Origin of the sequence: Halopseudomonas bauzanensis, from assembly GCF_900114735.1 — a bacterium.
Taxonomy (GTDB): Bacteria; Pseudomonadota; Gammaproteobacteria; order Pseudomonadales; family Pseudomonadaceae; genus Halopseudomonas; species Halopseudomonas bauzanensis.
Window position 1 is genome coordinate 96,246 of the sequence record NZ_FOUA01000004.1, and the last position, 24,219, is coordinate 120,464.

Here is a 24,219-nt window from a genome sequence, read left to right on the forward strand (position 1 = left end):
AATAGCGACAAGCCAATAATGGCGGGCAAGCGGAGCAGCGGCAACAGTAAATGATCGATATGCCACCTGCAAACGATTCTATTTATCAAAATAAGACCAACAATCATGCCCACGGCCATAAAAAAACCGCATGCCCAGGGACATGCGGTTTCTTATCGAGCAGCATCACTGTGGATCAGAAACGCTCGATATCAGCCTGTTCCTGCAGCTGTTGCTGGACGCCAGCGAAGTCCTGCTCACCGGTCTGGCCAGCGATGTAGTCGCCATACATGGGCGAATCGGCTTCAGCCAGCGCTTCCTCGGGGATCGAGACACCACGCAGTTCGACGATCCACTGGCTGCCGTCAGGCTGACGGAAGTGCGCATACTCCGGTGTAGAGCCGGGTTTCGACATAGTGAAGACGTTACGCAGCAGCGCCTGAGTAACATCCCGATCGGAACGGCTTATGGCTTCATGCACCTGCCACTCATTACCCAGCTCAGCGGCCAGTGCCTGGGTGTCCAGCTCGCCCTGCTCCAGTTGCGTCACCCATTGCTCTGCTCGTTCAGCCGCCAGCTCGCTGGCTTTGCGGAACTGCAGCAGGTCAGCGATCTCGGCACGCACCTCGTCCAGCGGCCGCTGCTCCGGCTTCAGGTGTTCCTTGACCCGTACTACCGCCACAGTATCAGCATCCAGCTCGATCAATTGGCTATTACGCCGATCAACCAGCACGTCTTCGGCAAAGGCCGCAGCCATGATCCTGGGATTAGCGGTCAGGCCTTCCCCACCGGAGCGCTCCAGCGGGCCGTGGGTTTCGACTTCCACGTTCAGTATCCGCGCCGGCTCGGCCAGGTCTTCGGATTCATAGGCCAGATTCGCCAGCTCCCGCGAAGCCTCGACAAAGCGCCGCTCTACCTGCTCGGCCTTGAGCTCCTGCTCCAGCGTCGGACGCATGGACTCCAGCGAAGGTACTTCCGGCGATTGCAGGTCGGTCAGCTTGACCAGATGCACACCGAAACGGCTGCGCACCGGCTCGGATACCTGGTTTTCCTCCAGGGCGAACAGCGCATCGTCGAAGGCTGGATCGAAACTGCCATGTTCGACATAGCCCATATCGCCGCCATTGTTCGACGTACCGGGATCGTCCGATACTTCCTTGGCCAGCGCCGCAAAGTCTTCACCCGCATCGAGCCGCGCCTTGACCGCCGCAGCCTCTTCCAGAACAGCCGCCTCATCGTCGCTTACTTCGAAGAGGATATGCGAAGCGCGACGCTGCTCGGTCAGGTTGCCAACCTCGCGCTGGTACAGGGATTCCAGGGCAGCTTCATCCACCTCGGCGCCCTCGAAGAAGTCGCTGCGCGAGAGTGTCAGGGTTTCCAACACCACTTGTTCCTCAGTGAGGAAATCAGCCTGATTGTCGTTGTAGTACTGCTCCACCTCCGCATCGCTCACCTCGACGCTGGCAGCGTCGGTGTCCAGTTCGATCACCGCAAAGTCACGGCTCTGGTTTTCCAGCCGGGCAAGCATCTGCCGCTCAGCTGGTGTGGCGAAGGATGTGGCCTGATAGGCATTACGCAGCTGCGCGAGCATCAGCTCCTGGCGTACCAGATCGCGGAACGCCATGCGCGAGCTCATACCCATGTTGCGGATCACCACATCGAACCGGTTGGCATCGAATTGGCCATTGGTTTGAAAATCCGGCGTGTTCAACAACATGTGGTCAACCATCTGCTCGGAGATGCGCAGATTCGCATCCTGGGCGCCCTCCAGCAGAACGGCACGCTGGATCAGCCCTTCCAGCACCGATTCACGCAACAGGCGCTCGTCAATCATGTCCGGATCGAACTGTTCGCCCAGTTGCTGCAATTGCTGGGTCAGTTGGCGACGCTGCAGAGAAACAGCCTGTTCGAACTCTGCCGTGCTGATGACGGTGCCGTTGACCTCGGCTGCCTTCTGGTCGTTGCTGGTGAAACGGCTGATGGATTCCCAGCCGGTCATCGCGAAAACCAAAACAATGACGCCTACGATCACTTTCGCGACCCAGCTCTGCGCCTTGTCCCTCATGTTTTGCAGCATCATGCCCCCAAATCTGCTTGTCGGTCGTCTGTGGTATCAGACGACAGAACTGGCGGCCCCACGGAGCTGCCAGCTCGTCCATATTCTGTACAACAAAAAAAGGCGCACCGGATTGATGCGCCTTTTCGGGAACTGACTGAACCTCTTTGTCTTTCCTGCTGACCAGGAGTCCAAAGCATGCCGCAACAGGTGTTATGGCGGCATGTCCTGTCAGTTGCGGGACGCTATCAGTTGACGGCGTCCTTGAGTGCTTTACCAGCCTTGAAGCCGGGAATCTTGGCAGCGCTGATTTCAATCGGCTCGCCAGTTTGCGGGTTGCGACCAGTACGGGCAGCGCGCTCTTTGACGGCAAAGGTACCAAAGCCTACCAGAACAACCGAATCACCTTCCTTCAGAGCACCAGTAACGGACTCGATGACGGCGTCCAGAGCACGACCGGCGGCAGCTTTCGGAATATCGGCAGATGCAGCAATGGCATCGATCAATTCAGACTTGTTCACTCTAAGTCCCCTTATACATTTCAGTGAGTTGTTTAGTCGTTATGTAAGCTTGTGGTTCTAGCAACGCTGTAGCCAGTCAGCATACCTGCTTGGGTCGAAGCACGCTTTATATCAAGCGCTCAAAAACCGTGTCAAGGAATGCTTGCCGTTTCGCCAGCATGGCTGATGGGCCAAGCTTCATCGCCTGGACCCAATGCCGGCTAGCTTAACATCAATGAGTGCTGATGCGCCCTTTCGCGTCAGCATTATGAGGCTCTTCCTTGGCGACGATTCCATCCCCTTCTTCCTTCAAGGGCTCCGGCATGTATTGCAGCGCAATCTGCAGCACCTCGTCAATCCATTTTACCGGGATAACCTCAATATCCTCCTTGATATTGTCGGGAATCTCCCTCAGGTCCTTGATATTGTCATGGGGAATCACCACCGTACGAATGCCGCCACGGTGCGCCGCCAGTAATTTTTCCTTCAGGCCACCGATCGGCAGAACCTGCCCGCGCAGGGTAATCTCACCGGTCATGGCGACATCGGCACGCACCGGAATTCTGCTCAGCGCTGAAACCAGTGCGGTACACATACCGATACCGGCACTGGGGCCATCCTTTGGTGTAGCACCCTCGGGAACGTGGATATGCACGTCGTGCTTCTCGTGGAAGTCCGCACCGATGCCCAGGCTCGCGGCACGGCTGCGTACGACCGTCATCGCCGCGCTGATGGACTCCTGCATCACATCACCCAGCGAACCGGTCTTGATCTGGCGCCCCTTGCCCGGCATGACCGCCGCTTCGATGCTCAGCAGCTCGCCGCCGACCTGGGTCCAGGCCAGCCCGGTCACCTGGCCGATCTGATCCGCCTCCTCGGCCAGGCCGTACTTGAACTTGTGCACGCCCAGGTGCTGCTCCAGCAGCGCGCCATCGACAGTGACGGCCGCCTGGGTGCCCTTCTCCGTCTGCTCACGCACCACCTTGCGGCAGACTTTGGCAATCTGGCGCTCCAGGCCACGCACACCGGCTTCGCGAGTGTAATAGCGGATCAGATCCCGTAGCGATTCGGTGGTGAAGGTCAGTTCGTCTTTCTTCAGACCATTGTTCTTGATCTGCTTGGACACCAGATAGCGCTGGGCGATATTGATCTTCTCGTCCTCGGTATAACCCGGGATGCGGATCACTTCCATGCGGTCGAGCAGCGGCGCCGGGATATTCATCGAGTTGGAGGTACAGATGAACATGACGTCGGACAGGTCGTAGTCCACTTCCAGATAGTGATCACTGAAGGCGTGATTCTGTTCCGGGTCCAGCACTTCAAGCAGCGCCGACGAAGGATCGCCGCGCATGTCCTGCCCCATCTTGTCGATTTCATCGAGCAGGAACAGCGGGTTCTTCACTCCCGCCTTGCTCATCTTCTGGATCAGCTTGCCCGGCATCGAGCCAATGTAGGTGCGGCGATGGCCACGGATCTCCGCCTCATCACGCACGCCGCCCAGGGCCATACGTACGAACTTGCGGTTGGTCGCCCGCGCCAGTGATTCACCCAGGGAGGTCTTGCCCACGCCGGGCGGCCCTACCAGGCAGAGCACCGGCCCTTTAAGCTTGCGCACGCGCTTCTGCACGGCCAGATACTCAAGAATCCGTTCCTTGACCTCTTCCAGGCCGTAATGATCGCTTTCCAGGACCTTCTCAGCGTGCTGGAGATCGTGGCGCACGCGGCTGGACTTGGTCCACGGCACGTTACTCAGCCATTCGATATAGGAGCGCACCACAGTGGCCTCGGCGGACATTGGCGACATCATCTTCAGCTTGCCCAGCTCGGCGTTGGCCTTGTCCAGCGCTTCCTTGCTCATGCCTGAGGCGTCGATCTTGCGCTGCAACTCATCCAGCTCGCTGCTGCCCTCGTCGAGACCGCCCATTTCCTTCTGGATGGCCTTCATCTGCTCGTTCAGGTAGTACTCGCGCTGGCTGCGCTCCATCTGCTTCTTGACCCGCCCACGGATACGCTTCTCGACCTGTAGCAGATCGATCTCGGTATCCAGTACGCCCAGCACGTGCTCCACGCGCTGGCGCACCGCGAGAATTTCCAGAATCGCCTGCTTCTGCTCGACCTTGAGGTTGAGCTGCGCTGCCATGGTGTCGACCAGCCGCCGCGGGTCGTCAATGCCGGCCAGCGAGCTGACCGCTTCGGCGGGAATCTTCTTGCCGAGATTGACGAACTGCTCGAACTGGCTCATCAGACTGCGGACCAGTACCTGCGCCTCACGCTCGTCGAGCACATCCTCTTCGAGCAGCGTCACACTGGCCAGTTGGTAGCCTTCCAGGTCCTCGACATGCTCAACCCGGGCGCGCTGTTCACCTTCCACCAGCACCTTGACGGTGCCGTCGGGCAGTTTCAGCAGCTGCAGTATGGTGGCGACAGTGCCGAGCTCATACAGAGCGTCGCGGGTCGGATCGTCATCGGCCGGGTTGCGCTGAGCCAACAGCAGAACCTGCTTGTCGGCGACCATGGCCGCTTCCAGGGCCTCGATGGATTTATCGCGGCCCACGAACAGCGGAATGACCATGTTGGGGTACACCACCACGTCACGCAGTGGCAATAACGGAAAATCGCTGAGAGTCGTCATGACTTAGGCTCGCTCGCAGTGGGGTGAAGCCACAGGCCTGCACCCGGATTTGAAAATGTCCATGGGTTCAAGATGAGGGCGCATGGAGCAGATTACAAGATGCAATCACGCCCAAAATCGGGTGGATGCGTATCAATGGACTACGGAAGGGAGCCGCGCCGCCAGAACGGCGGCGCGGGAATCACTCAGTCTTCGGGCATGGCCTTGGGCGGCTGCTCAGCAGACTCGTACATCAACAGCGGTTTGGCATTGCCGTTGATGACATTTTCGTCGATGACCACCTTGCTCACGTGCTCGGCCGACGGGATCTCGTACATGGTATCCAGCAGCACGCTTTCCAGGATCGAGCGCAGGCCACGGGCGCCGGTCTTGCGCGTCAAGGCCCGTTGCGCGATCGCCTTGAGCGCGTCGGTACGGAACTCGAGCTCCACGTCTTCCATTTCGAACAGCCGACCGTACTGCTTGGTCAGCGAGTTCTTCGGTTCCGTGAGAATCTGGATCAGCGCGTCTTCGTCCAGCTCAGTCAGGGTTGCGATCACCGGCAGACGGCCGACAAACTCGGGAATCAGGCCGAAACGCACCAGATCCTCCGGCTCGACTTCCAAGAGGGTGTCACCCACCTTCTTGCCGCCATCCTTGCTGCGCACGCTGGCATTGAAGCCGATGCCGCTCTTCTCCGAGCGGTCCCGGATAACCTTCTCCAGACCGGCAAAGGCACCGCCGCAGATGAACAGGATATTGCGCGTATCCACCTGCAGGAATTCCTGCTGCGGATGCTTGCGGCCACCCTGCGGCGGCACCGACGCGACGGTGCCCTCGATCAGCTTGAGCAATGCCTGCTGCACACCCTCACCCGATACATCCCGAGTGATCGACGGGTTGTCCGATTTGCGGGAGATCTTGTCGATCTCGTCGATGTAGACGATACCCATCTGGGCTTTTTCCACATCGTAATCGCACTTCTGCAACAGCTTCTGAATGATGTTCTCGACATCCTCACCAACATAACCGGCTTCGGTCAGCGTCGTTGCGTCGGCAATGGTGAAGGGCACATTCAGCAGGCGCGCCAGGGTTTCAGCCAGCAGGGTCTTGCCGGAACCGGTGGGGCCGATGACCAGGATGTTGCTCTTGCCCAGTTCGACTTCATCCTTGCCGTCACGCTGATGCAGTCGCTTGTAATGGTTGTATACCGCAACCGACAGTACTTTCTTGGCCTGTTGCTGGCCGATCACGTACTGATCGAGGATGCCGCAGATTTCCATGGGCGATGGCAGCTTCTGTTCGCCGCTGTCGCTCTGGCTTTCCTGCACTTCTTCCCGAATGATGTCGTTACACAGATCGACACACTCGTCACAAATAAATACGGAGGGGCCGGCAATCAGCTTGCGCACTTCATGCTGGCTTTTGCCACAGAAGGAGCAATACAGCAGCTTGCCGTTGTCATCACCCTTCCCAGTCATATCTGTCATCTAAAACCCCTGCTTGCAGATCACTCTTGTAACAAAGATGGGGGCTGCCACGCCTCTTTGCAAGTGCAATCCGATCACCCGCACCGGCACGCCGGTCAGGCAGGCTGAACATGGAAAGGCCCGGACGTACTGCCCGGGCCGTTAAACGGTGCGTCAGCCGTTACTCGGCAACGGGACGGCTTTCCAGCATCTGGTCGATCAGACCATATTCCACCGCCTCGGCGGCGCTCATGAAGCGGTCACGATCGGTGTCGCGGGCAATCACATCCAGCGGCTGGCCGGTATGATGGGCCAGCACCTTGTTCAGGCGTTCGCGGATATAGAGGATCTCACGGGCATGGATTTCGATATCCGATGCCTGCCCCTGGAAGCCACCGAGCGGCTGGTGGATCATTACCCGCGAATGGGGCAGCGCAAACCGCTTGCCTTCGGCACCGCCGGCCAGCAGGAAGGCACCCATGCTGCAGGCCTGACCGATGCACAGCGTGCTGACGTTCGGCTTGATGAACTGCATGGTGTCATAGATCGCCATGCCCGCCGTCACCGATCCGCCCGGCGAGTTGATGTACAGGTGAATGTCCTTGTCGGGGTTTTCCGACTCGAGAAACAGCAGCTGAGCCACCACCAGGTTGGCCATGTAGTCTTCGACCTGACCGACCAGGAAGATCACCCGCTCCTTGAGCAGACGCGAATAGATGTCGTAGGAACGTTCACCCCGTGCCGACTGCTCGACAACCATGGGCACCAGACCGCCAGCGGCCTGAATTTCCGGCGGTAAACCGGTATAGCTGTTATGAATCATGCTCTGGTGTCACTCCGATTTAGCCTGTCGCGTAAAACCCCGAGCCCATGCCGCAGCCGTTTTCGGGGTTTCCATAAGCATTGAGCCAGCCCGAAGGCTGGCTCAGTGTGCTGCGCAAGATCAATGACGAAAATTATTCGTCAGAGCTGCTTTCCGCTTCGTCGTCTTCAACCTGATCAGGCTGAGCCGGCTTGACGGCATCTTCGTAGGCAACCTGCTTGTCGGTCACCTTGGCCTTCTGCAACACAGTATCCACGACTTGCTCTTCCAGCACAACAGACTGGATTTCGGCAAGCTGCTGCTCGTTCTGCATGTACCAGTTCACCACCTGCTCCGGCTCCTGATAGGCGGAGGCCAGGTCTTCAACCATGGCACGCACGCGATCGCTGTCCGGCTTGATGTCGTTCTGCTTGACGATTTCAGCAACGATCAGACCGAGGGATACACGGCGCTTGGCCTGTTCTTCGAACAGTTCTGCCGGCAGCTGGCTCGGGTCGATATTGGCACCACCGAACTGCTGAACAGCCTGCTCGCGCAGACGATCGATCTCGCTGCTGATCAGCGCCTTGGGCACGTCGATTTCGTTGGTCTTCAGCAGACCGTCCATGACCTGATTCTTGGTCTTGGTCTTGATCGCCTGGCGCAGCTCGCGCTCCATGTTCTTGCGCACTTCGGTGCGGAAGCCTTCGATACCGCCTTCTTCAACGCCGAAACGGGCGAAGAACTCGTCATTCAGCTCGGGCAGCTCGGCAGCAGCCACTTCGTGGACGACGATTTCGAACTCGGCAGCCTTGTTGGCCAGATCCAGGTTCTGGTAGTCCTCAGGGAAGGTGACGCTGATAGTGCGAGTCTCGCCAGCCTTGGCGCCGACTAGGCCGTCTTCGAAGCCCGGGATCATGCGGCCGGAGCCCAGTACCAGCTTGGTGTTGCTGGCGGTACCGCCCTGGAAGGCTTCGCCATCGATGCGACCAGTGAAATCGATGGTCAGTTGGTCGCCGTCTTCGGCAGCGCGTTCCACAGCGGCGTAGCCGGTGTGCTGCTTGCGCAGGATTTCCAGCATGTTTTCCAGATCGGCGTCGGTCACTTCGGAATCGATGCGCTCGACTTCGATGTCGGCGAAATCGCCCAGAGTCACTTCGGGGTATACCTCGAAGGTGGCGATGTATTCGAAGTCCTTGCCTTCGTCCAGCGACTTGGGCTCAACGCTCGGCGCGCCGGCGGGGTTCAGTTTTTCCTGAACGATGGCTTCATAAAAGGAAGACTGAATCACTTCACCGATGACTTCCTGACGTGCAGATGCACCAAAGCGCTTGCGAATCACGCTCATCGGCACCTTGCCCGGACGGAAACCATCAACACGTGCACGGCCAGCGGTCTGCTGCAGGCGCTTGTTGACTTCGTTTTCGATGCGCTCGGCAGGGATGCCAACAGTCATGCGGCGCTCAAGGCCGGAGATGGTTTCAACCGAAACTTGCATGTAGAGTCCTCGTTGAACAGACAATGATGAATGAATAAAAGGCGGACATTCTAGTCGCTTGTGCAACAGAAGTCATCCTTGCCGGCGCGCTCTTCTTTCCCTTCCTCCGCAAACGGCTGGGTGGCGCGCGGCCTGACCGGGCAGCATACGCCGCCACCGGGCAATCGACCACCTGTCGGGTCACAAAATTATCATCTGGTTCCCGGTTTCGTTACCACTCACCCGAAACCTCAGCCTTTCATTGAATTTTTTCAGCCGCAACCGCTCGATATCTATAACTATTCGACGCAGCCGCAGGCGGAGATATATGCCGGCTCGATTCACGGCATGTCATCTCGCCCGTCTGGCCCTGAACAGGATAAAGGCATGCCAACGTTGAGCTCCCCCACCCCATCACAAGCAGTCGCAACGCATTTATCCCTATCGAGCCCCATCGAACTCTATCGGGGACTGCAGCAGACCCCGGAGCAGTATCTGGCTGTCGCACGCAACTTTCTGCAGGAACAATTGAAAAAGGCAGCGAAACTGAAATGCGACCTGCCCGATTCGCCCGAGGATCTCCATCAATGGGTCATTGATGGCAATGCCCGGACCACCCAGGCCTACAAGCAGTATCTGGACACCCGTAAACAGGGCCAACCCCGGCGCTATTTTGCCAACCGCTCCCAGGCACTGTTCTTCCTTCGTGGGGTCGCACCAACCAAACTGGTGGACGGTTCCTGGCTGTACGGTGTTCTGCCCCAATGGCAGGACCTGCGCCTGCACACCCTGGTACGCACTTACCTGGAGGAACTCGGCGAAGGCGAGCCCGAACAGAACCATGTTGTGCTGTACAAGCAACTGCTGGCACAGCATGAGCTGGAAGATATTGAATCGCTGCCAGCCAGCCATTTCGTCCAGGGCGCCCAACAACTCGCATTGGGTCATCTGGCGCAGGACTTCTTGCCGGAACTGATTGGCTATAACCTGGGATACGAGCAACTGCCGCTGCACCTGCTGATTACCACCTATGAGCTCAACGAGCTGGGAATCGACCCCTATTACTTCCAGCTGCACGTCACCATCGACAACGCCGACACCGGCCATGCACACAAGGCGGCGAGCGCCGTTTTGGACAACCTGCCGGTAACTGGCAATGCGCAGATGTTTTACCGACGGGTTCGGCTCGGCTACCTGTTGAATGATCTGGCCCTGTCGTCGACCGACGTCATCAACAGCTTCTGCCTGGAACAGGAGCTATACCGAGTGCTTGAACAGAAGGCCCTGGTCGCGCGCAACATGCACTCGGACTTCTGTCGAATAGAGGGGCGCACCATCAATGAATGGCTGAGTCAGCAAGGACAGATCGGAGATTTCCTCGCGGCCCTGGAAAAGCGGGGCTGGATTCACCGTGACGAAGACCCGGCGCAGAGCCGTTTCTGGCAACTGGTGCAAGGCAATCGCGCACCCATGTTCGGCGTATTCAGCCACTACGAACTGCAGCTGCTGCATGATTGGATTGCTGGGGAATGGCTGATCAATGATCAGCCCAATCGGCCGAAAAAGTTTGTCCAGCCCGGCCGCAATCAGAGCCAGGACAACAGCGCGAGGGCCGGCGATTTCAGTGCCGAGCAACAAATACTGGAAAAGGAATTGCGCACACTGGATGGTGCGTCGAGAACCCGTCGCCTGATTCAGTTGATGTCGCCGGCCCATCACTACAAGCCAGCCGGATTGCTCGCAACCCGGCTATTTAACCAACTTCAGGCCTAACTCCATTGCTCGCTGGCCGAGTGGTCAGCGAGCATCAGGATCAGTCAGCCCCCTGCCCCAGCACCACGCCGTTGACCTCGACGCCATAGAGGTTGACGCCGTCATTTGCGTGGTATTTCTTGCGGGTTTCCTCAACCGAACCATCAATCAAGCGCGGATCTTGCGGCCGCTCATGGCTGTTCATGAACGCGGCGACATTCCATGCCTGTTCGTCGGTGAGCGATCCACCCTTGCCCAGCGGCATGCTTTCCTTGATGAAGTCAGCTGCGGTATTGATTCGATGCATGCCGGCGCCCCAGTTGAAGGACTCCTTCCCCCACAGGGGCGGTAAGACAAAATCCTCTCCCGACTTCTGCCCCTGGCCTTGATCACCGTGACAGATGGCACACTGCTCCTCATATACCTGCCGCCCCTGCGCGAGATCGTACCCACCCTCAGGCTCCTGCACCTTGGGGTAAGCACGCCCCGGTTGCACTTCACCGGTAGGCGCACCGGTAGACAGCCAGTAGGAATAGGCTGACAGGGCATTCATGATATGACTGTCAGCGGCCGGAGCCGTACCGTCCATGCTGAACTGGAAGCAACCCTGCATGCGCTCCACATAGGTATTGACCTTGTCGTTCTTCGAACGGTAGGCCGGGTACATGGGATAAGCGCCCCACAACGGAGCTGAATTGGCCTTGCGCCCCTGGTCGAGATGGCAGTTGGTGCAGTTCATACCGTTGCCAACATGCTCCGGTGCGCGATTGCGGGTGTCCACAAAGATCGCCCGCCCTTCGCGCACCAGCGCCCCAAACGCATTATCCGGCAGCTCGCTTTCGAGCGGCGGCTGAAAATAATCCGCGCCGGCGGGCGGCTGGACTGATGGCGCCAGTTGCGACTGATCATCCATGGCAACGGGAGCTTGAGCGGCAACAGGCAGTGCAATCAGGGTCGCGGCAATGGCCAGATAGATTTTCATATTCGCTTCCTCACTGACCCAGGCCGGAAAAATAATCGGATACCGCCTTGACCTCATCATCGGTCAGGCTTTTGGCTATATGGCCCATCAGGTCATTGGGATCATTCGTCCGGGTGCCCCTTTTCCAGGCTATCAGTTGGGAGCTTAAATAGGCCGAAGACTGTCCAGCCAAGGGCGGGAATGCCGCACCTACACCCACCCCGCCCGGACCATGACAGGCCACACATTCCGGAATGTTGCGCTCCCAGGCCCCTCGCAGCGCCAACCGCTCGCCCACCGAAGTGGCCTCCGCACTGCGATTGATCCGCGGGTAGACGGGGGTCGTCATCTGTTCTATATAGAGGGAAACGCTCTGCATTTCTCCCTCCGTCAGTGCACTGGCTATTGGCAACATGACCGGGTGGGCCCGCGAGCCAGACTGAAAGTCCAGCAACTGCTTCTTCATGTACTCGGCCGACAGGCCCGCCAGCCGCGGAAAACCCGCCGCCGCCATTCCCATCCCATCAGCCCCATGACAAGTGAGACAGGCAAGCGCAGCCGGATTCGCGCCGCCCTTGGTGTATACATCCGCACCGGGGTCCGCCTGCACTGATGCCACCCATATACAAGCCAACAGGCCGGCCGCGAGATTACGCTTTTTCATGCTCCCTACTCCCAAGAAAACCAAACGGTACCGCACCCATCAGGTTCGAACCGTTAATAACATTAGGAAAGACAAGGATATTACGCCGGCCGCGGCAGATTGTCACGGAAAGGAATATGCTTATTCCGGCAAGGAATAAGGCTTATCCGAACCAGGCAGTACCTGCGACCAGTATAAGATAACGCCCGCCCTTGGCCAGGGTGACCAACAGCAGGAAACGCCAGAACGGCTCACGCATGACACCGGCAGCCAACGTAAGAGGGTCGCCGATCAATGGCGCCCAACTGAGAAGCAGCGACCAGTATCCGTAGCGCTGATAGGCGGATTGCGCCTTGTGCAGCTTGTCGGCCGACACCGGAAACCAGCGCCTGTCTTGCCAGCGCTCGATATAGCGCCCAAGCAGCCAATTCACCACCGAACCCAATACATTGCCAACGGTGGCGACCAGCAATAGCAATCCCAGCGAATGATTACCCGCCAACTGCAATGCAACGAGCACCACTTCCGACTGCATCGGTAAAAAGGTCGCCGCGACGAAGGCAGCAAAGAATAGGCCCAGATAGCCCGACATCTCCCACATATCACTCTCTTCACAGGGCATAGCTGGCGCAGCTTCGCAACGCTACCGGCAACGCATGATTATTTGGTTACGCCGACAGTATAGGTGCAACCACTACTCAGCCGCGCGCCATACTTGCCCGATCGGCTGCTGGCGGAAGCGAGCAAGATACCCGGATAAATATGACGGAGCAGTGGTCAATAAATTATCGTCATAACACTCATGGTGCACAGATGACCAAGAAAGGAATATTTGAATGCGCATCCCAATGGCTTGCCGACAAAGCCGGCAGCGCCCCGGCCTTTACGCTCGCCATTGCCGGCATAGCCGTATGGGCGGCCAGCGGTCCCCTGTGGGGCTTTAACGACACCTGGCAACTGATCATCAATACCAGCACGACAATTGTTACCTTCCTGATGGTCTTTCTGATCCAGAACACTCAGAACCGAGACACGGACGAGATCCATATCAAGCTGGATGAATTGCTGCATGCCACCCGCGGCGCGCACGATCATTTGTTGTCGCTGGAAGATCGAAACGCAAAGGAGCTTAAAGCACTACGCGAGGAATACGTCGAGCTGGGCCGCAAGAATGGCGACCAGCAATGAGGAAAAACTGAAATGGTGCGGATGGGGAGACTCGAACTCCCACACCTTGCGGCGCCAGAACCTAAATCTGGTGTGTCTACCAATTCCACCACATCCGCAAAACAGGCTACAGATACAAAAACGCCAGGCTGATTGCCTGGCGTTTTTGCTGAAATGGGGTGGACGATGGGGATCGAACCCACGACACCAGGAGCCACAATCCTGTGCTCTACCGACTGAGCTACGCCCACCATTACAGCAGCAACACTAACACGACTTCGCAGAACCATACCATATGCGCTTGGCGCGCCCGGCAGGATTCGAACCTGCGACCACCCGCTTAGAAGGCGGGTGCTCTATCCAACTGAGCTACGGGCGCCGTATACACATTGTCAATCCCGAAGGCTTGAAATGCTGGAGCCTGAATCGCCTTCCAAACCGACTTCGTTGTGTTTGTGAAGCGGGGCGAATAATACTCAGCCCCTATCTCCCCGTCAACGATGAATTCACATTTTTTTCAAATATTTGAGTAAGTTAAGAATCCACACCCTACCGCTCTTTTGCCAACGCCCCGCCGCATGCGACAATTGCCGCATTCTATGCACTTCCCAGGAACATCATGAAAGCCCAACTGATCGATGGCAAACAGATTGCCGCCAATCTCCGGCGCGAAATCGCCGATAAGGTCAACCAGCGCCGCGAACAAGGTCTGCGTATCCCCGGCCTCGCGGTCATTCTGGTCGGCAGCGATCCCGCCTCCCAGGTTTATGTGGCACACAAGCGCAAAGACTGCGAAGAAGTCGGCTTTATCTCCCAATCCCATGATCTGCCGGCCGATACTGCTCAGGAAGACCTGTTGCAGTTGATCGATACCCTTAATGAGGATTCGGACATCGACGGCATTCTGGTTCAGCTGCCGTTGCCGGCGCACCTCGACTCATCACTGCTGCTCGAACGTATTCGCCCGGACAAGGACGTGGACGGTTTCCACCCCTACAACATCGGCCGCCTGGCCCAGCGCATGCCGCTGCTGCGTCCCTGCACCCCGCTCGGCATTATCCGTCTGCTGAAAAGCACCGGTGTCAGCCCCTACGGTCTGAACGCCACCGTGGTGGGTGCTTCCAATATCGTTGGTCGCCCGATGGCTCTGGAGCTGCTGCTGGCTGGTTGCACCACCACGGTGGCCCACCGCTTCACCAGCGATCTGGAGGAGCATGTACGCCGCTCCGATCTGGTGGTCGTGGCGGTCGGCAAGCCCGGCCTGGTCAAGGGCGAATGGATCAAGCCCGGCGCAATCGTCATCGACGTGGGTATCAACCGCATGGAAGATGGCCGGCTACGCGGCGATGTGGACTTCGAAGCGGCTGCCGAACGCGCCGCCTGGATCACTCCCGTACCCGGCGGCGTTGGCCCCATGACCCGCGCCTGCCTGCTGGAAAACACCCTCATCGCCTGCGAGAAGCTGCACAGCTGAGCAGGGCCTTGCCCTGCTTGCCTTGCTACAGGCTGGCGGTCGCGCCACCGTCTACCGGCAGGTTGATGCCGTTGATGAAGGCCGCCGCCGGTGATGCGAGAAAACCCACCGCATTGGCGAACTCCTCCGGCTCGGCAAAACGCCGGGCCGGAATGGTCTGCAGCAACGCCTGCTCCACTTCCTGCTCGGTTTTGCCGGCCGCTTCAGCGCGAAAGGTCAGCAAGCCCTCAAGACGCGCGGTACGCGTCAGCCCCGGCAATACGTTGTTGACTGTCACTCCCTCCCCCGCCAGCTCCGTAGCAAGGGTCTTCGCCCAGTTGGCCATGGCCGCGCGTATGCTGTTGGATACTCCCAGATTAGGGAGCGGGGTCTTTACTGAGGTCGAAAGCACATTGATGATGCGGCCGTAATTAAGCTCGCGCATGCCTGGCAACAGCAAATGCAGTAAGGTCTGGCTGCTCAGCAGGTGTTGATTGAATGCCGCTGCGTAGCTTTCTGTTGCCGCCAGATGCGCCGGCCCCGGCGCCGGACCACCGGTGTTATTGACCCAGATACAGATAGGCCCACCCCGGTCGACCTCCGCTTGCACCGCTACCGCCAGCGCTGGCAAATCACCCGAGTCAACACAGATGTAGCCATGCTTTTGTCCTTCGGCGGTCGGCAGTTGCTCGATCACCTCGGACAGTTTTTCTTCACTGCGGGCCAGAACGATAACCTCCGCTCCCTGCAACGCCAGTTGTCGCGCGCAAGCGGCGCCCAATCCCTGGCTGGCCCCGCCGACCAGGGCTCGTTTTCCAGCTAAATTCAGATCCATCGTTGACTCCCATGATAGTGACACCCGGTTCAAGGGTTCGATGCATCTCAGCTTAACGTATCCGGCCCGCCTTGCACGGCTTTCAACAGGTGCCGTCGGGCACCCGCACCCAACCTTCCATGAGAATCCGTGCACTGCGGCTCATGATGGCCTTGTTCACCGTCCAACTGCCATTCACCTGACTGGCCTGCGCGCCCACCCGCAGCGTGCCTGACGGATGCCCGAAGCGTACCGATTCACGCTCGCCACCGCCGGCCGCCAGATTGACCAGCGTGCCCGGAATAGCCGCAGCGGTACCGATCGCCACCGCGCAGGTGCCCATCATGGCGTGGTGCAGCTTACCCATGGACAACGCCCGCACCAGCAGATCGATTTCACTGGCCTGGATCTGCTTGCCACTGGAGGCCGGATAGTCCTTCGGTTTGGAGACGAAGGCGATCTTTGGCGTATGTTGACGCTTGGCCGCTTCCTCTGGATTGTTGATCAGCCCCATGCGCAGAGCGCCGGCCACCCGAATCGCCTCGAAACGCGCCAGCGCCTCGGGATTGCCATTGATATCTTCGCGCAGCTCAGTGCCCTGATAGCCAATATCCTCGGCGTTGACGAATACCGTTGGAATGCCCGCAGTGATCATGGTCGCCTGCAGCGTGCCGATACCCGGCACCTCAAGCTCGTCCACAAGATTACCGGTGGGGAACATGGAGCCGCCCTCGCCGTCATCTTCCGACGGGTCGATGAATTCCAGCACGATTTCCGCTGCGGGAAAGGTCACTCCATCCAACTCGAAATCACCCAACTCCTGGACCTGGCCATTGGTGACCGGCACGTGGGCGATGATGGTCTTGCCAATGTTGGCTTGCCAGACCCGTACCGTGCAGGTGCCGTTATCCGGAATACGCACCGGATCGACCAGCCCGGCATGGATGGCAAAGGCACCCGCCGCCGTAGACAGATTGCCACAGTTACCGCTCCAGTCGACGAAGGGGCTGTCGATGGAGACCTGGCCGTAGAGGTAGTCGACATCGTGATCCGGCTGGCTGCTTTTTGACAGGATCACGCATTTGCTGGTGCTGGATGTCGCACCGCCCATGCCATCAATGTGGGCAGCATAGGGATCAGGGCTGCCGATCACCCGCATGAACAACTGATTACGCGCTTCGCCGGGCACCTGACAGGAGGCCGGCAAGTCTTGCAGGCGGAAAAACACGCCCTTGCTGGTACCGCCACGCATATAGGTGGCGGGGATCTTGATCTGTGTTGCCTGGGTCATTGCTTGCTCCTGTTGGAATCCCCCTCTCCCGGAAGAGAGAGAGACTCTCCTGGCCGTTACACCTTTCCTTCCAGAAAGTCCTGAGCAAACCGCTGCAGTACCCCACCCGCTTCGTACACAGTGACTTCCTCATCGCTGTCCAGTCGGCACGTCATGGGTACTTCAACCCGCTCGCCGTTCTGGCGGTTGATCACCAGCGTCAGCTCGGCACGCGGCGCCGGCGTGCCCACCACGTCGTAGGTCTCGGTGCCGTCCAGCTCCAGCGTTTTGCGCGTGGTGCCCGGTTTGAACTCCAGCGGCAGTACGCCCATGCCGATCAGGTTAGTACGGTGAATGCGCTCGAAGCCTTCAGCGGCAATCGCCTCAACGCCCGCCAGACGCACACCCTTGGCTGCCCAGTCGCGACTGGAGCCCTGGCCGTAGTCGGCGCCGGCGATGATGATCAGCGGCTGCTTGCGGTTCATGTAGGTTTCGATGGCTTCCCACATGCGCATCACCTGACCTTCCGGCTCGACCCGTGCCAACGAGCCCTGCTTCACGCTGCCGTCGTCGTTCAACACCATCTCATTGAACAGCTTCGGGTTGGCAAAGGTCGCGCGCTGGGCAGTCAGGTGGTCACCGCGGTGGGTAGCGTAGGAGTTGAAGTCTTCCTCCGGCAGGCCCATCTTGTGCAGGTACTCACCCGCGGCGCTGTCCATCATGATGGCGTTGGACGGCGACAGGTGATCGGTAGTGATGTTGTCCGGCAGGATCGCCAGCGGGCGCATACCGGTCATTGTCCGCTCACCGGCCAGCGCGCCTTCCCAGTATGGCGGACGGCGGATGTAGGTGGACATCGACCGCCAGTCATACAGCGGGCTTTCCGCTTCCTCGATAGCGCCCAGATCGAACATCGGGATGTAGACTTGCTTGAACTGTTCGGGCTTGACGCTGGAGGCGACGATGGCGTCGATTTCCTCATCGCTCGGCCACAGATCCTTCAAGGTAACCGGCTGGCCATTCTGGTCGCGGCCAAGCACATCCTGCTCGATATCGAAGCGCACGGTACCGGCAATGGCATAGGCCACCACCAGCGGCGGCGAGGCCAGGAAGGCCTGCTTGGCGTAGGGGTGAATACGCCCATCGAAGTTGCGGTTACCCGACAGTACTGCCGTGGCGTACAGGTCGCGGTCGATGATTTCCTGCTGGATTTTCGGGTCCAGCGCGCCGGACATGCCGTTACAGGTGGTGCAGGCATAACCGACGATACCGAAGCCGAGCTTTTCCAGCTCCGGCAGCAGCCCGGATTCCTCCAGGTACAGCCTGGCGACTTTGGAGCCTGGAGCAAAGGAAGTCTTGACCCAGGGCTTGCGCACCAGACCCAGCTCGTTGGCCTTCTTCGCGACCAACCCGGCGGCAACCACGTTGCGCGGATTGGAGGTGTTGGTGCAGCTGGTGATGGCGGCAATGATTACCGCACCGTCGGGCATCAGCCCCTGTGCTTCTTCTGTCTTGCCAGATTCCCACTTCGCTTCGTCAGCAATACCCCGTTCGGCCAATGCCGACGTGGGCAGACGGCGGTGCGGGTTGGACGGGCCAGCCAGGTTGCGCTCCACAGTGGACAGGTCGAATTCCAGTACCCGCTCGTATTCAGCAGTGGTCAGCGCATCGCTCCACAGCCCCAGGGTCTTGGCGTACTGCTCGACCAGCGCGACCTGCTCCGGCTCGCGGCCGGTCAGTTTCAGGTAGTCGGTGGTCTGCTGGTCGATATAGAACATCGATGCAGTGGCACCGTATTCCGGGCACATATTGGAGATGGTTGCGCGGTCACCGATGGTCAGGCTGTCGGCACCTTCACCGAAGAACTCGACATAGGCGCCCACTACCCGCTCCTGACGCAGGAACTCGGTCAGCGCCAGTACGATATCCGTAGCGGTGATACCCGGCTGACGCTTGCCGGTGAGCCTGACGCCGACGATGTCGGGCAGGCGCATCATCGACGGCCGACCGAGCATCACGGTTTCCGCTTCCAGGCCACCCACCCCAATGGCGATCACGCCCAGCGCATCAACGTGCGGCGTATGGGAGTCGGTGCCCACGCAGGTATCCGGGAAAGCGACGCCATCACGGGCCTGGATCACCGGGCTCATCTTCTCGAGGTTGATCTGGTGCATGATGCCGTTACCGGCGGGGATCACGTCGACGTTCTTGAACGCGGTCTTGGTCCACTCGATAAAGTGGAAGCGATCCTCGTTGCGGCGATCCTCGATGGCGCGGTTCTTGTCGAAGGCTTCCGGGTCAAAGCCCGCATGCTCGACGGCCAGCGAATGGTCGACAATCAACTGCGTAGGTACCACCGGGTTGACCTTGGCCGGGTCACCACCGGCCTCGGCGATGGCATCACGCAGGCCGGCCAGGTCCACCAACGCGGTCTGACCGAGGATGTCATGGCAGACCACCCGCGCCGGGTACCAGGGAAAGTCCAGGTCGCGCTTGCGATAAATCAGCTGCTCCAGCGCCGCGGTGAGCTTGTCCGGCTCGCAGCGACGTACCAGTTGCTCGGCCAACACCCGCGAGGTGTAGGGCAGCTTGGCCCATGCTCCGGCCTGGATAGCGTCCACGGCCGCTGGGGCGTTGTAATAGTCCAGGTCGCTTCCTGGCAGGTTTTCACGATATTGGGTGTTCATTACTTACGATCCTTCAACGCCACAAACTGCAGATCTTCCGGGCCAACATAGTTGGCGCTCGGGCGGATGATCTTGCCGTCGATGCGCTGCTCGATCACATGCGCTGACCAGCCGGCAGTACGAGCGATCACGAACAACGGAGTGAACATCGCGGTAGGCACGCCCATCATGTGGTAGCTCACGGCGCTGAACCAGTCGAGGTTGGGGAACATCTTCTTGGCTTCCCACATGACGCTTTCCAGACGCTCGGCAATGTCGTACATCTTCTTGTTGCCCTGCTCCTGGGACAGCTCCTCGGCAACTTTCTTGATCACTTCGTTGCGTGGATCGGAAACGGTGTAGACCGGGTGACCGAAGCCGATGACCACTTCCTTGCGCCCTACCCGCTCCCGGATATCGGCTTCTGCCTCGTCCGGATTGTCGTAGCGCTTCTGGATCTCGAAGGCGACTTCGTTGGCACCGCCGTGTTTCGGGCCACGCAGCGCGCCGATGGCGCCAGCGATGGCCGAGAACATGTCCGAACCGGTACCGGCGATGACGCGGCTGGTAAAGGTCGAGGCGTTGAATTCGTGCTCGGCATACAGGTTCAGCGAGGTGTGCATGGCGCGTACCCAGGAATCGCGGGGCTTCTCGCCGTGCAGCAGGTGCAGGAAGTGACCGCCGATGGAGTCATCATCGGTTTCCACATCGATGCATTTGCCGTTATGGCTGTAGTGATACCAGTACAGCAGCATGGAACCCAACGACGCCATCAGCTTGTCGGCGATATCCCGGGCGCCCGGATGGTTGTGGTCATCCTTTTCCGGGGTCAGGCAGCCGAGCACCGACACACCGGTACGCATTACGTCCATCGGGTGCGCCGACGGCGGCAGTTGCTCCAGGGCGGTCATCACCGCAGCAGGCAGGCCGCGCAACGCTTTCAGCTTGGTCTTGTACGCAGCCAGCTCAGCCACCGTGGGCAGCTTGCCGTGCACCAGCAGATGGGCGATTTCCTCGAATTCACAGGTAGTGGCGATATCGAGAATGTCATAGCCACGGTAATGCAGATCGTTACCGCTGCGGCCGACAGTGCACAGCGCGGTATTGCCGGCGGCGGTACCGCTCAGGGCGACGGACTTCTTCGGCTTGAAGGTCGGGGTGGTCGATTCGTTGGCGCTCATGGCGTTCTCCTCACTTGGACCCGGTCGGGGCTGTTATTGTCTTTAGCGGTTTTACTTCTTGCCGGCGGCAAACAGTGCGTCGAGCTTATCTTCAAAGGCATGGTAGCCGATGCGGTCATACAGCTCGTTACGAGTCTGCATGCTGTCGATTACATTCTGCTGGTGGCCTTCAGTGCGAATGGCGTTGTAGACATTTTCCGCCGCCTTGTTCGCTGCGCGGAACGCCGAGAGCGGATACAGCTGGATGGCCACGCCAACCGAAGCCAGTTCCTCGCGGGTGAACAACGGCGTAGCGCCAAACTCGGTAATGTTGGCCAGCACGGGCACGTTCAGCTCCTTGACGAAACGCTCGTAGGTCGGCAGGTCGTAGGCAGCCTCGGCGAAAATTCCGTCGGCACCGGCCTCAACGTAGCGCTTGCAGCGCTCCAGAGCGGCTTCCACACCTTCAGCCTGGATGGCGTCGGTACGGGCGATCAGGAAGAAATTCGGATCGGTCTTGGCATCAGCAGCGGCCTTGACCCGATCAACCATTTCGCCGGTGGAAACAATTTCCTTACCCGGGCGGTGGCCACAACGCTTGGCACCAACCTGATCCTCGATGTGCGCAGCAGCGGCGCCGGCCTTGATCAGACTCTTGACCGTACGCTCGATATTGAAGGCGCTGGGGCCAAAGCCGGTGTCGATGTCCACCAGCAGCGGGAGATCACAGACATCGGTAATGCGGCGCACATCGATCAGCACGTCTTCCAGGGTATTGATGCCCAGATCAGGCAGGCCCAGCGAGCCTGCCGCCACGCCGCCACCGGACAGGTAGATGGCCTTGAAGCCGGCGCGCTTGGCCAGCAGCGCATGGTTGGCATTGATCGCACCAATAACCTGGAGCGGATGTTCTTCGGCAATTGCATCACGGAAACGCTGGCCTGGGGTCTTGTTCATTGGGTACTCCCTCCTGAGGATGTGGTGAGGTCACGCTGTTCCAGCATGCGACGCTCGATGTTGCGGCGGGATGCGCTGATATGACGGCGCATCAGCATTTCCGCGAGTTCACCATCGCGATCGGCGATGGCTTCGATAATTCGGTGATGTTCGGCGAATGCCTGCTGCGGGCGCTTGGGCGTGGACGAGAATTTATAGCGGTACATGCGCACCAGGTGATACAGGTCGCCACAGAGCATGTCGCTGAGCGTGCGGTTCTTGCTGCCCTGGATGATCACGAAGTGGATATCCAGGTCGCCTTCCTGCTGGTAATAGGATTCGTTGGCCTTGAGGCCTGAGTGCCGCTCGTGGGTGGCCAGCACATCGCGCAGGTTGGCAATCTCTTCGGCGGTCATGTTCTGTGCCGCCAGTCGACAGGCCATGCCTTCCAACGCCTCGCGCACGTGGTACAGCTCGATCAATTCTTCGTAGCTCAGCGACACCACGCGCACCCCCGCATGGGGAACGCGTACTACCAGGCGGCGCCCTTCAAGGCGGCGGATGGCTTCGCGCAATGGACCGCGGCTGATACCGAAGGTCGTGGACAGAAATTGTTCACTAATGCGCGTACCCGGCGGGATCTCGCCTTTGACAATAGCCGTCTGCAGACGCTGGAAGGCGCCGTCGGACAAAGTTGCGGCTGGTAATGCGTGATCAGTCTCGGCCAATTGTTGACAACCTTATTGTGTTTTGTAAGTCTCACTGCAATTTATGGGCAGATCATGCCTTCCCAAGACAAGGATTGTCAACAATCCATTAAATGGCTGAATTTTTTGAAAAACAATCGAGGGGAACTTATCGCTCTGGGTGCCGGTCTGCTTGGCATGCTACTATTCCGCCTGCCTAACGCTGCCTTTTCCACCACATCCAGGGAATGGAGCAGCTGTCCGAAACTGCTGCTGAGAACACTATGCAATCGATCAATACGCATCTGAAAATCCTGATTGCCCTGATGGTCAGTCTGGGTCTGTTGATTACTGGCTACCAGATATATGTACTCGATATCCCCGTCAGGGAGGATGAAACGGATGATATCTGGAGCTTGGATGCGAAGGTCGAGTTCCGCGCCAGCACCGGCGTTCCGGTCAAGGCGCAGCTGTTCATTCCGCCATTGAACCAGGAGTTCATCGGTCTTAATGAAAGCTTCATCTCCAACAACTATGGCGTCAGCGTAAATCAGTTGAACGGCAACCGCCGGGTCACCTGGTCAGCCCGCCGCGCCAGCGGCTCGCAAACGCTGTATTACCGCCTGGTCCTGACCAAGCGCTACGGCGTCGAACCCACCGAAGCCCCACCACCGGCCCCGCGCCAGCCGATTCCGCTGGACGGCCCCGAACAGATCGCCGCCGATGCGCTGATCAACCCGATTCGCCAGCATTCCGCGGATATCGAGACCTTCATCAGCGAGGCCATTCGCCGGGTCAACGACATCACCGATGACAATGTCCGGCTGCTGCTGGGTGGCCAGACCAGCGCGCTGGACAAGGCCCGGGTGATTGACGTGCTGCTGTCCAACGCTCGCATCCCGCTGGAGCTGGTGCACACCATCCGTCTGGAAGCCACCCCCAACCAGGAGCCGGAGCTCTGGTTGCGCAGCCACAACGGCGAGCGCTGGCTGTACTTCCACCCGGAAACCGGCCAACAGGGCATTCCGGAAAACCGCCTGGTCTGGTGGACCGGCGCCACGCCGCTGCTCGCCCTGGAAGGTGCCCGCAACGGCAACGTCAGCTTCACCATCAACAACAGCGAGATGAACGCCCTGCGGCTGGCCAAGATGACCACCGAGAACAGCCCCTCGGCACTGCTGGAATATTCCCTGTATGGCCTGCCCCTGCAGGCGCAGCAGGTCTATCAGGTAATGATCATGATCCCGATCGGGGTCCTGGTGATCCTGGTATTGCGTAACCTGATCGGCATTCAGACCCTGGGTACCTTCACCCCGGTACTGATCGCCCTCGCCTTCCGCGAGACCCAGGTTGGCTGGGGTATTGTGTTGTTCACCCTGATCACCGCCCTCGGTCTGTCGCTACGCTCCTATCTGGAACATCTGAAGCTGCAGATGCTGCCGCGCTTGTCCATCGTACTGACCTTCGTGGTGATCATCATTGCGGTCATCAGTCTGTTCAGTCACAAGCTCGGCATCGAACGCGCCCTCTCCGTGTCCCTGTTCCCCATGGTGATCCTGACCATGACCATCGAGCGTCTGTCGATCAACTGGGAAGAGCGTGGCGGTGGCCACTCCTTCAAGGTGGCGCTGGGCACCCTGGTCGCGGCCACGCTGTCGCATATGCTGATGACCATTCCGGAGCTGACCTACTTCGTATTCACCTTCCCGGCCATTCTGCTGGTACTGGTGGGCTTCATGCTGGCCATGGGTCGCTACCGCGGCTACCGTCTCACCGAACTGATGCGCTTCAAGGCGCTGACCAAGCAAGGTTGAGGA

19 protein-coding genes and 3 tRNA genes are annotated in these 24,219 nt (G+C 59.2%); 4 read left to right on the forward strand and 18 right to left on the reverse strand.

Features of this window, described 5'->3' with window-relative positions; translation table 11 throughout:
* Positions 1-175 precede the first annotated feature (175 nt).
* From BM267_RS10435 to tig, 6 genes are all read right to left on the reverse strand, one after another.
* On the reverse strand, positions 176-2,059 hold the full coding sequence (locus BM267_RS10435) for a SurA N-terminal domain-containing protein (RefSeq protein WP_083392492.1): 1,884 nt from the start codon (positions 2,057-2,059) through the stop codon (positions 176-178).
* A gap of 224 nt (positions 2,060-2,283) precedes the next feature.
* Positions 2,284-2,556, reverse strand: a complete 273-nt coding sequence (gene hupB, locus BM267_RS10440; protein ID WP_036992334.1) for a nucleoid-associated protein HU-beta — start codon at positions 2,554-2,556, stop codon at positions 2,284-2,286.
* A 211-nt stretch (positions 2,557-2,767) separates the two neighbouring features.
* A complete protein-coding gene (lon, locus tag BM267_RS10445) occupies positions 2,768-5,167 on the reverse strand; it encodes an endopeptidase La (protein WP_036992335.1) in 2,400 nt (799 codons plus the stop codon).
* 185 nt (positions 5,168-5,352) lie between these two features.
* The gene (clpX, locus tag BM267_RS10450) at positions 5,353-6,636 is read right to left on the reverse strand and encodes an ATP-dependent Clp protease ATP-binding subunit ClpX (RefSeq protein WP_036992337.1); all 1,284 of its coding nucleotides are present in this window, start codon (positions 6,634-6,636) and stop codon (positions 5,353-5,355) included.
* A 160-nt stretch (positions 6,637-6,796) separates the two neighbouring features.
* A complete protein-coding gene (gene clpP / locus BM267_RS10455) occupies positions 6,797-7,438 on the reverse strand; it encodes an ATP-dependent Clp endopeptidase proteolytic subunit ClpP (RefSeq protein ID WP_036992338.1) in 642 nt (213 codons plus the stop codon).
* A gap of 133 nt (positions 7,439-7,571) precedes the next feature.
* Positions 7,572-8,915, reverse strand: coding sequence for a trigger factor (gene tig / locus BM267_RS10460; RefSeq protein ID WP_036992339.1), 1,344 nt, complete (start codon positions 8,913-8,915; stop codon positions 7,572-7,574).
* Positions 8,916-9,281: 366 nt separating this feature from the next.
* Between tig and BM267_RS10465 the strand changes: the two genes are divergently transcribed.
* The gene (locus BM267_RS10465) at positions 9,282-10,667 is read left to right on the forward strand and encodes an iron-containing redox enzyme family protein (RefSeq protein WP_036992340.1); all 1,386 of its coding nucleotides are present in this window, start codon (positions 9,282-9,284) and stop codon (positions 10,665-10,667) included.
* Between the two features lie 40 nt (positions 10,668-10,707).
* On the opposite strand, the gene BM267_RS10470 is transcribed toward BM267_RS10465, so the two are convergent.
* The 3 genes from BM267_RS10470 to BM267_RS10480 all read right to left on the reverse strand — a co-directional run bounded on the left by BM267_RS10470 (position 10,708) and on the right by BM267_RS10480 (position 12,851).
* Entirely contained in the window at positions 10,708-11,628 is a 921-nt protein-coding gene (locus BM267_RS10470) for a c-type cytochrome (protein ID WP_074779876.1), read from the reverse strand.
* Positions 11,629-11,638: 10 nt separating this feature from the next.
* On the reverse strand, positions 11,639-12,271 hold the full coding sequence (locus BM267_RS10475) for a c-type cytochrome (RefSeq protein ID WP_074779878.1): 633 nt from the start codon (positions 12,269-12,271) through the stop codon (positions 11,639-11,641).
* Positions 12,272-12,413: 142 nt separating this feature from the next.
* The gene (locus BM267_RS10480) at positions 12,414-12,851 is read right to left on the reverse strand and encodes a YqaA family protein (RefSeq protein ID WP_036992343.1); all 438 of its coding nucleotides are present in this window, start codon (positions 12,849-12,851) and stop codon (positions 12,414-12,416) included.
* 212 nt (positions 12,852-13,063) lie between these two features.
* Between BM267_RS10480 and BM267_RS10485 the strand changes: the two genes are divergently transcribed.
* Positions 13,064-13,438 carry a low affinity iron permease family protein gene (locus tag BM267_RS10485; RefSeq protein ID WP_036992344.1) on the forward strand — a complete coding sequence of 125 codons (375 nt, stop codon included), beginning with the start codon at positions 13,064-13,066 and terminating at the stop codon, positions 13,436-13,438.
* Positions 13,439-13,451: 13 nt separating this feature from the next.
* On the opposite strand, the gene BM267_RS10490 is transcribed toward BM267_RS10485, so the two are convergent.
* The 3 genes from BM267_RS10490 to BM267_RS10500 all read right to left on the reverse strand — a co-directional run bounded on the left by BM267_RS10490 (position 13,452) and on the right by BM267_RS10500 (position 13,796).
* A tRNA-Leu gene (locus BM267_RS10490) sits at positions 13,452-13,536 on the reverse strand.
* 56 nt (positions 13,537-13,592) lie between these two features.
* Positions 13,593-13,668, reverse strand: a tRNA-His gene (locus BM267_RS10495).
* A gap of 51 nt (positions 13,669-13,719) precedes the next feature.
* A tRNA-Arg gene (locus BM267_RS10500) sits at positions 13,720-13,796 on the reverse strand.
* Between the two features lie 240 nt (positions 13,797-14,036).
* Between BM267_RS10500 and folD the strand changes: the two genes are divergently transcribed.
* The gene (gene folD, locus BM267_RS10505; protein ID WP_036992345.1) at positions 14,037-14,891 is read left to right on the forward strand and encodes a bifunctional methylenetetrahydrofolate dehydrogenase/methenyltetrahydrofolate cyclohydrolase FolD; all 855 of its coding nucleotides are present in this window, start codon (positions 14,037-14,039) and stop codon (positions 14,889-14,891) included.
* A gap of 25 nt (positions 14,892-14,916) precedes the next feature.
* On the opposite strand, the gene BM267_RS10510 is transcribed toward folD, so the two are convergent.
* The 6 genes from BM267_RS10510 to BM267_RS10535 form a co-directional block, all read right to left on the reverse strand.
* Positions 14,917-15,705, reverse strand: a complete 789-nt coding sequence (locus BM267_RS10510) for an SDR family oxidoreductase (protein WP_074779880.1) — start codon at positions 15,703-15,705, stop codon at positions 14,917-14,919.
* An 82-nt stretch (positions 15,706-15,787) separates the two neighbouring features.
* Positions 15,788-16,975: a 2-methylaconitate cis-trans isomerase PrpF gene (gene prpF, locus BM267_RS10515; protein ID WP_074779882.1), complete on the reverse strand. Its 1,188-nt coding sequence runs from the start codon at positions 16,973-16,975 to the stop codon at positions 15,788-15,790.
* A gap of 56 nt (positions 16,976-17,031) precedes the next feature.
* Positions 17,032-19,641, reverse strand: a complete 2,610-nt coding sequence (acnD, locus tag BM267_RS10520) for a Fe/S-dependent 2-methylisocitrate dehydratase AcnD (RefSeq protein ID WP_074779884.1) — start codon at positions 19,639-19,641, stop codon at positions 17,032-17,034.
* Positions 19,641-20,801, reverse strand: a complete 1,161-nt coding sequence (prpC, locus tag BM267_RS10525) for a bifunctional 2-methylcitrate synthase/citrate synthase (protein WP_074779886.1) — start codon at positions 20,799-20,801, stop codon at positions 19,641-19,643. The genes acnD and prpC overlap by 1 nt, the downstream gene beginning before the upstream one ends.
* A gap of 51 nt (positions 20,802-20,852) precedes the next feature.
* The gene (gene prpB, locus BM267_RS10530) at positions 20,853-21,737 is read right to left on the reverse strand and encodes a methylisocitrate lyase (protein WP_036992353.1); all 885 of its coding nucleotides are present in this window, start codon (positions 21,735-21,737) and stop codon (positions 20,853-20,855) included.
* Positions 21,734-22,444: a GntR family transcriptional regulator gene (locus BM267_RS10535; protein ID WP_036992358.1), complete on the reverse strand. Its 711-nt coding sequence runs from the start codon at positions 22,442-22,444 to the stop codon at positions 21,734-21,736. The genes prpB and BM267_RS10535 overlap by 4 nt, the downstream gene beginning before the upstream one ends.
* A gap of 242 nt (positions 22,445-22,686) precedes the next feature.
* On the opposite strand from BM267_RS10535, the gene rloB reads away from it, so the two are divergent.
* Positions 22,687-24,216 (forward strand): osmotic stress tolerance membrane protein RloB, encoded by a 1,530-nt coding sequence (gene rloB, locus BM267_RS10540; protein ID WP_036992360.1) that lies wholly within the window; start codon positions 22,687-22,689, stop codon positions 24,214-24,216.
* Positions 24,217-24,219: the final 3 nt, after the last annotated feature.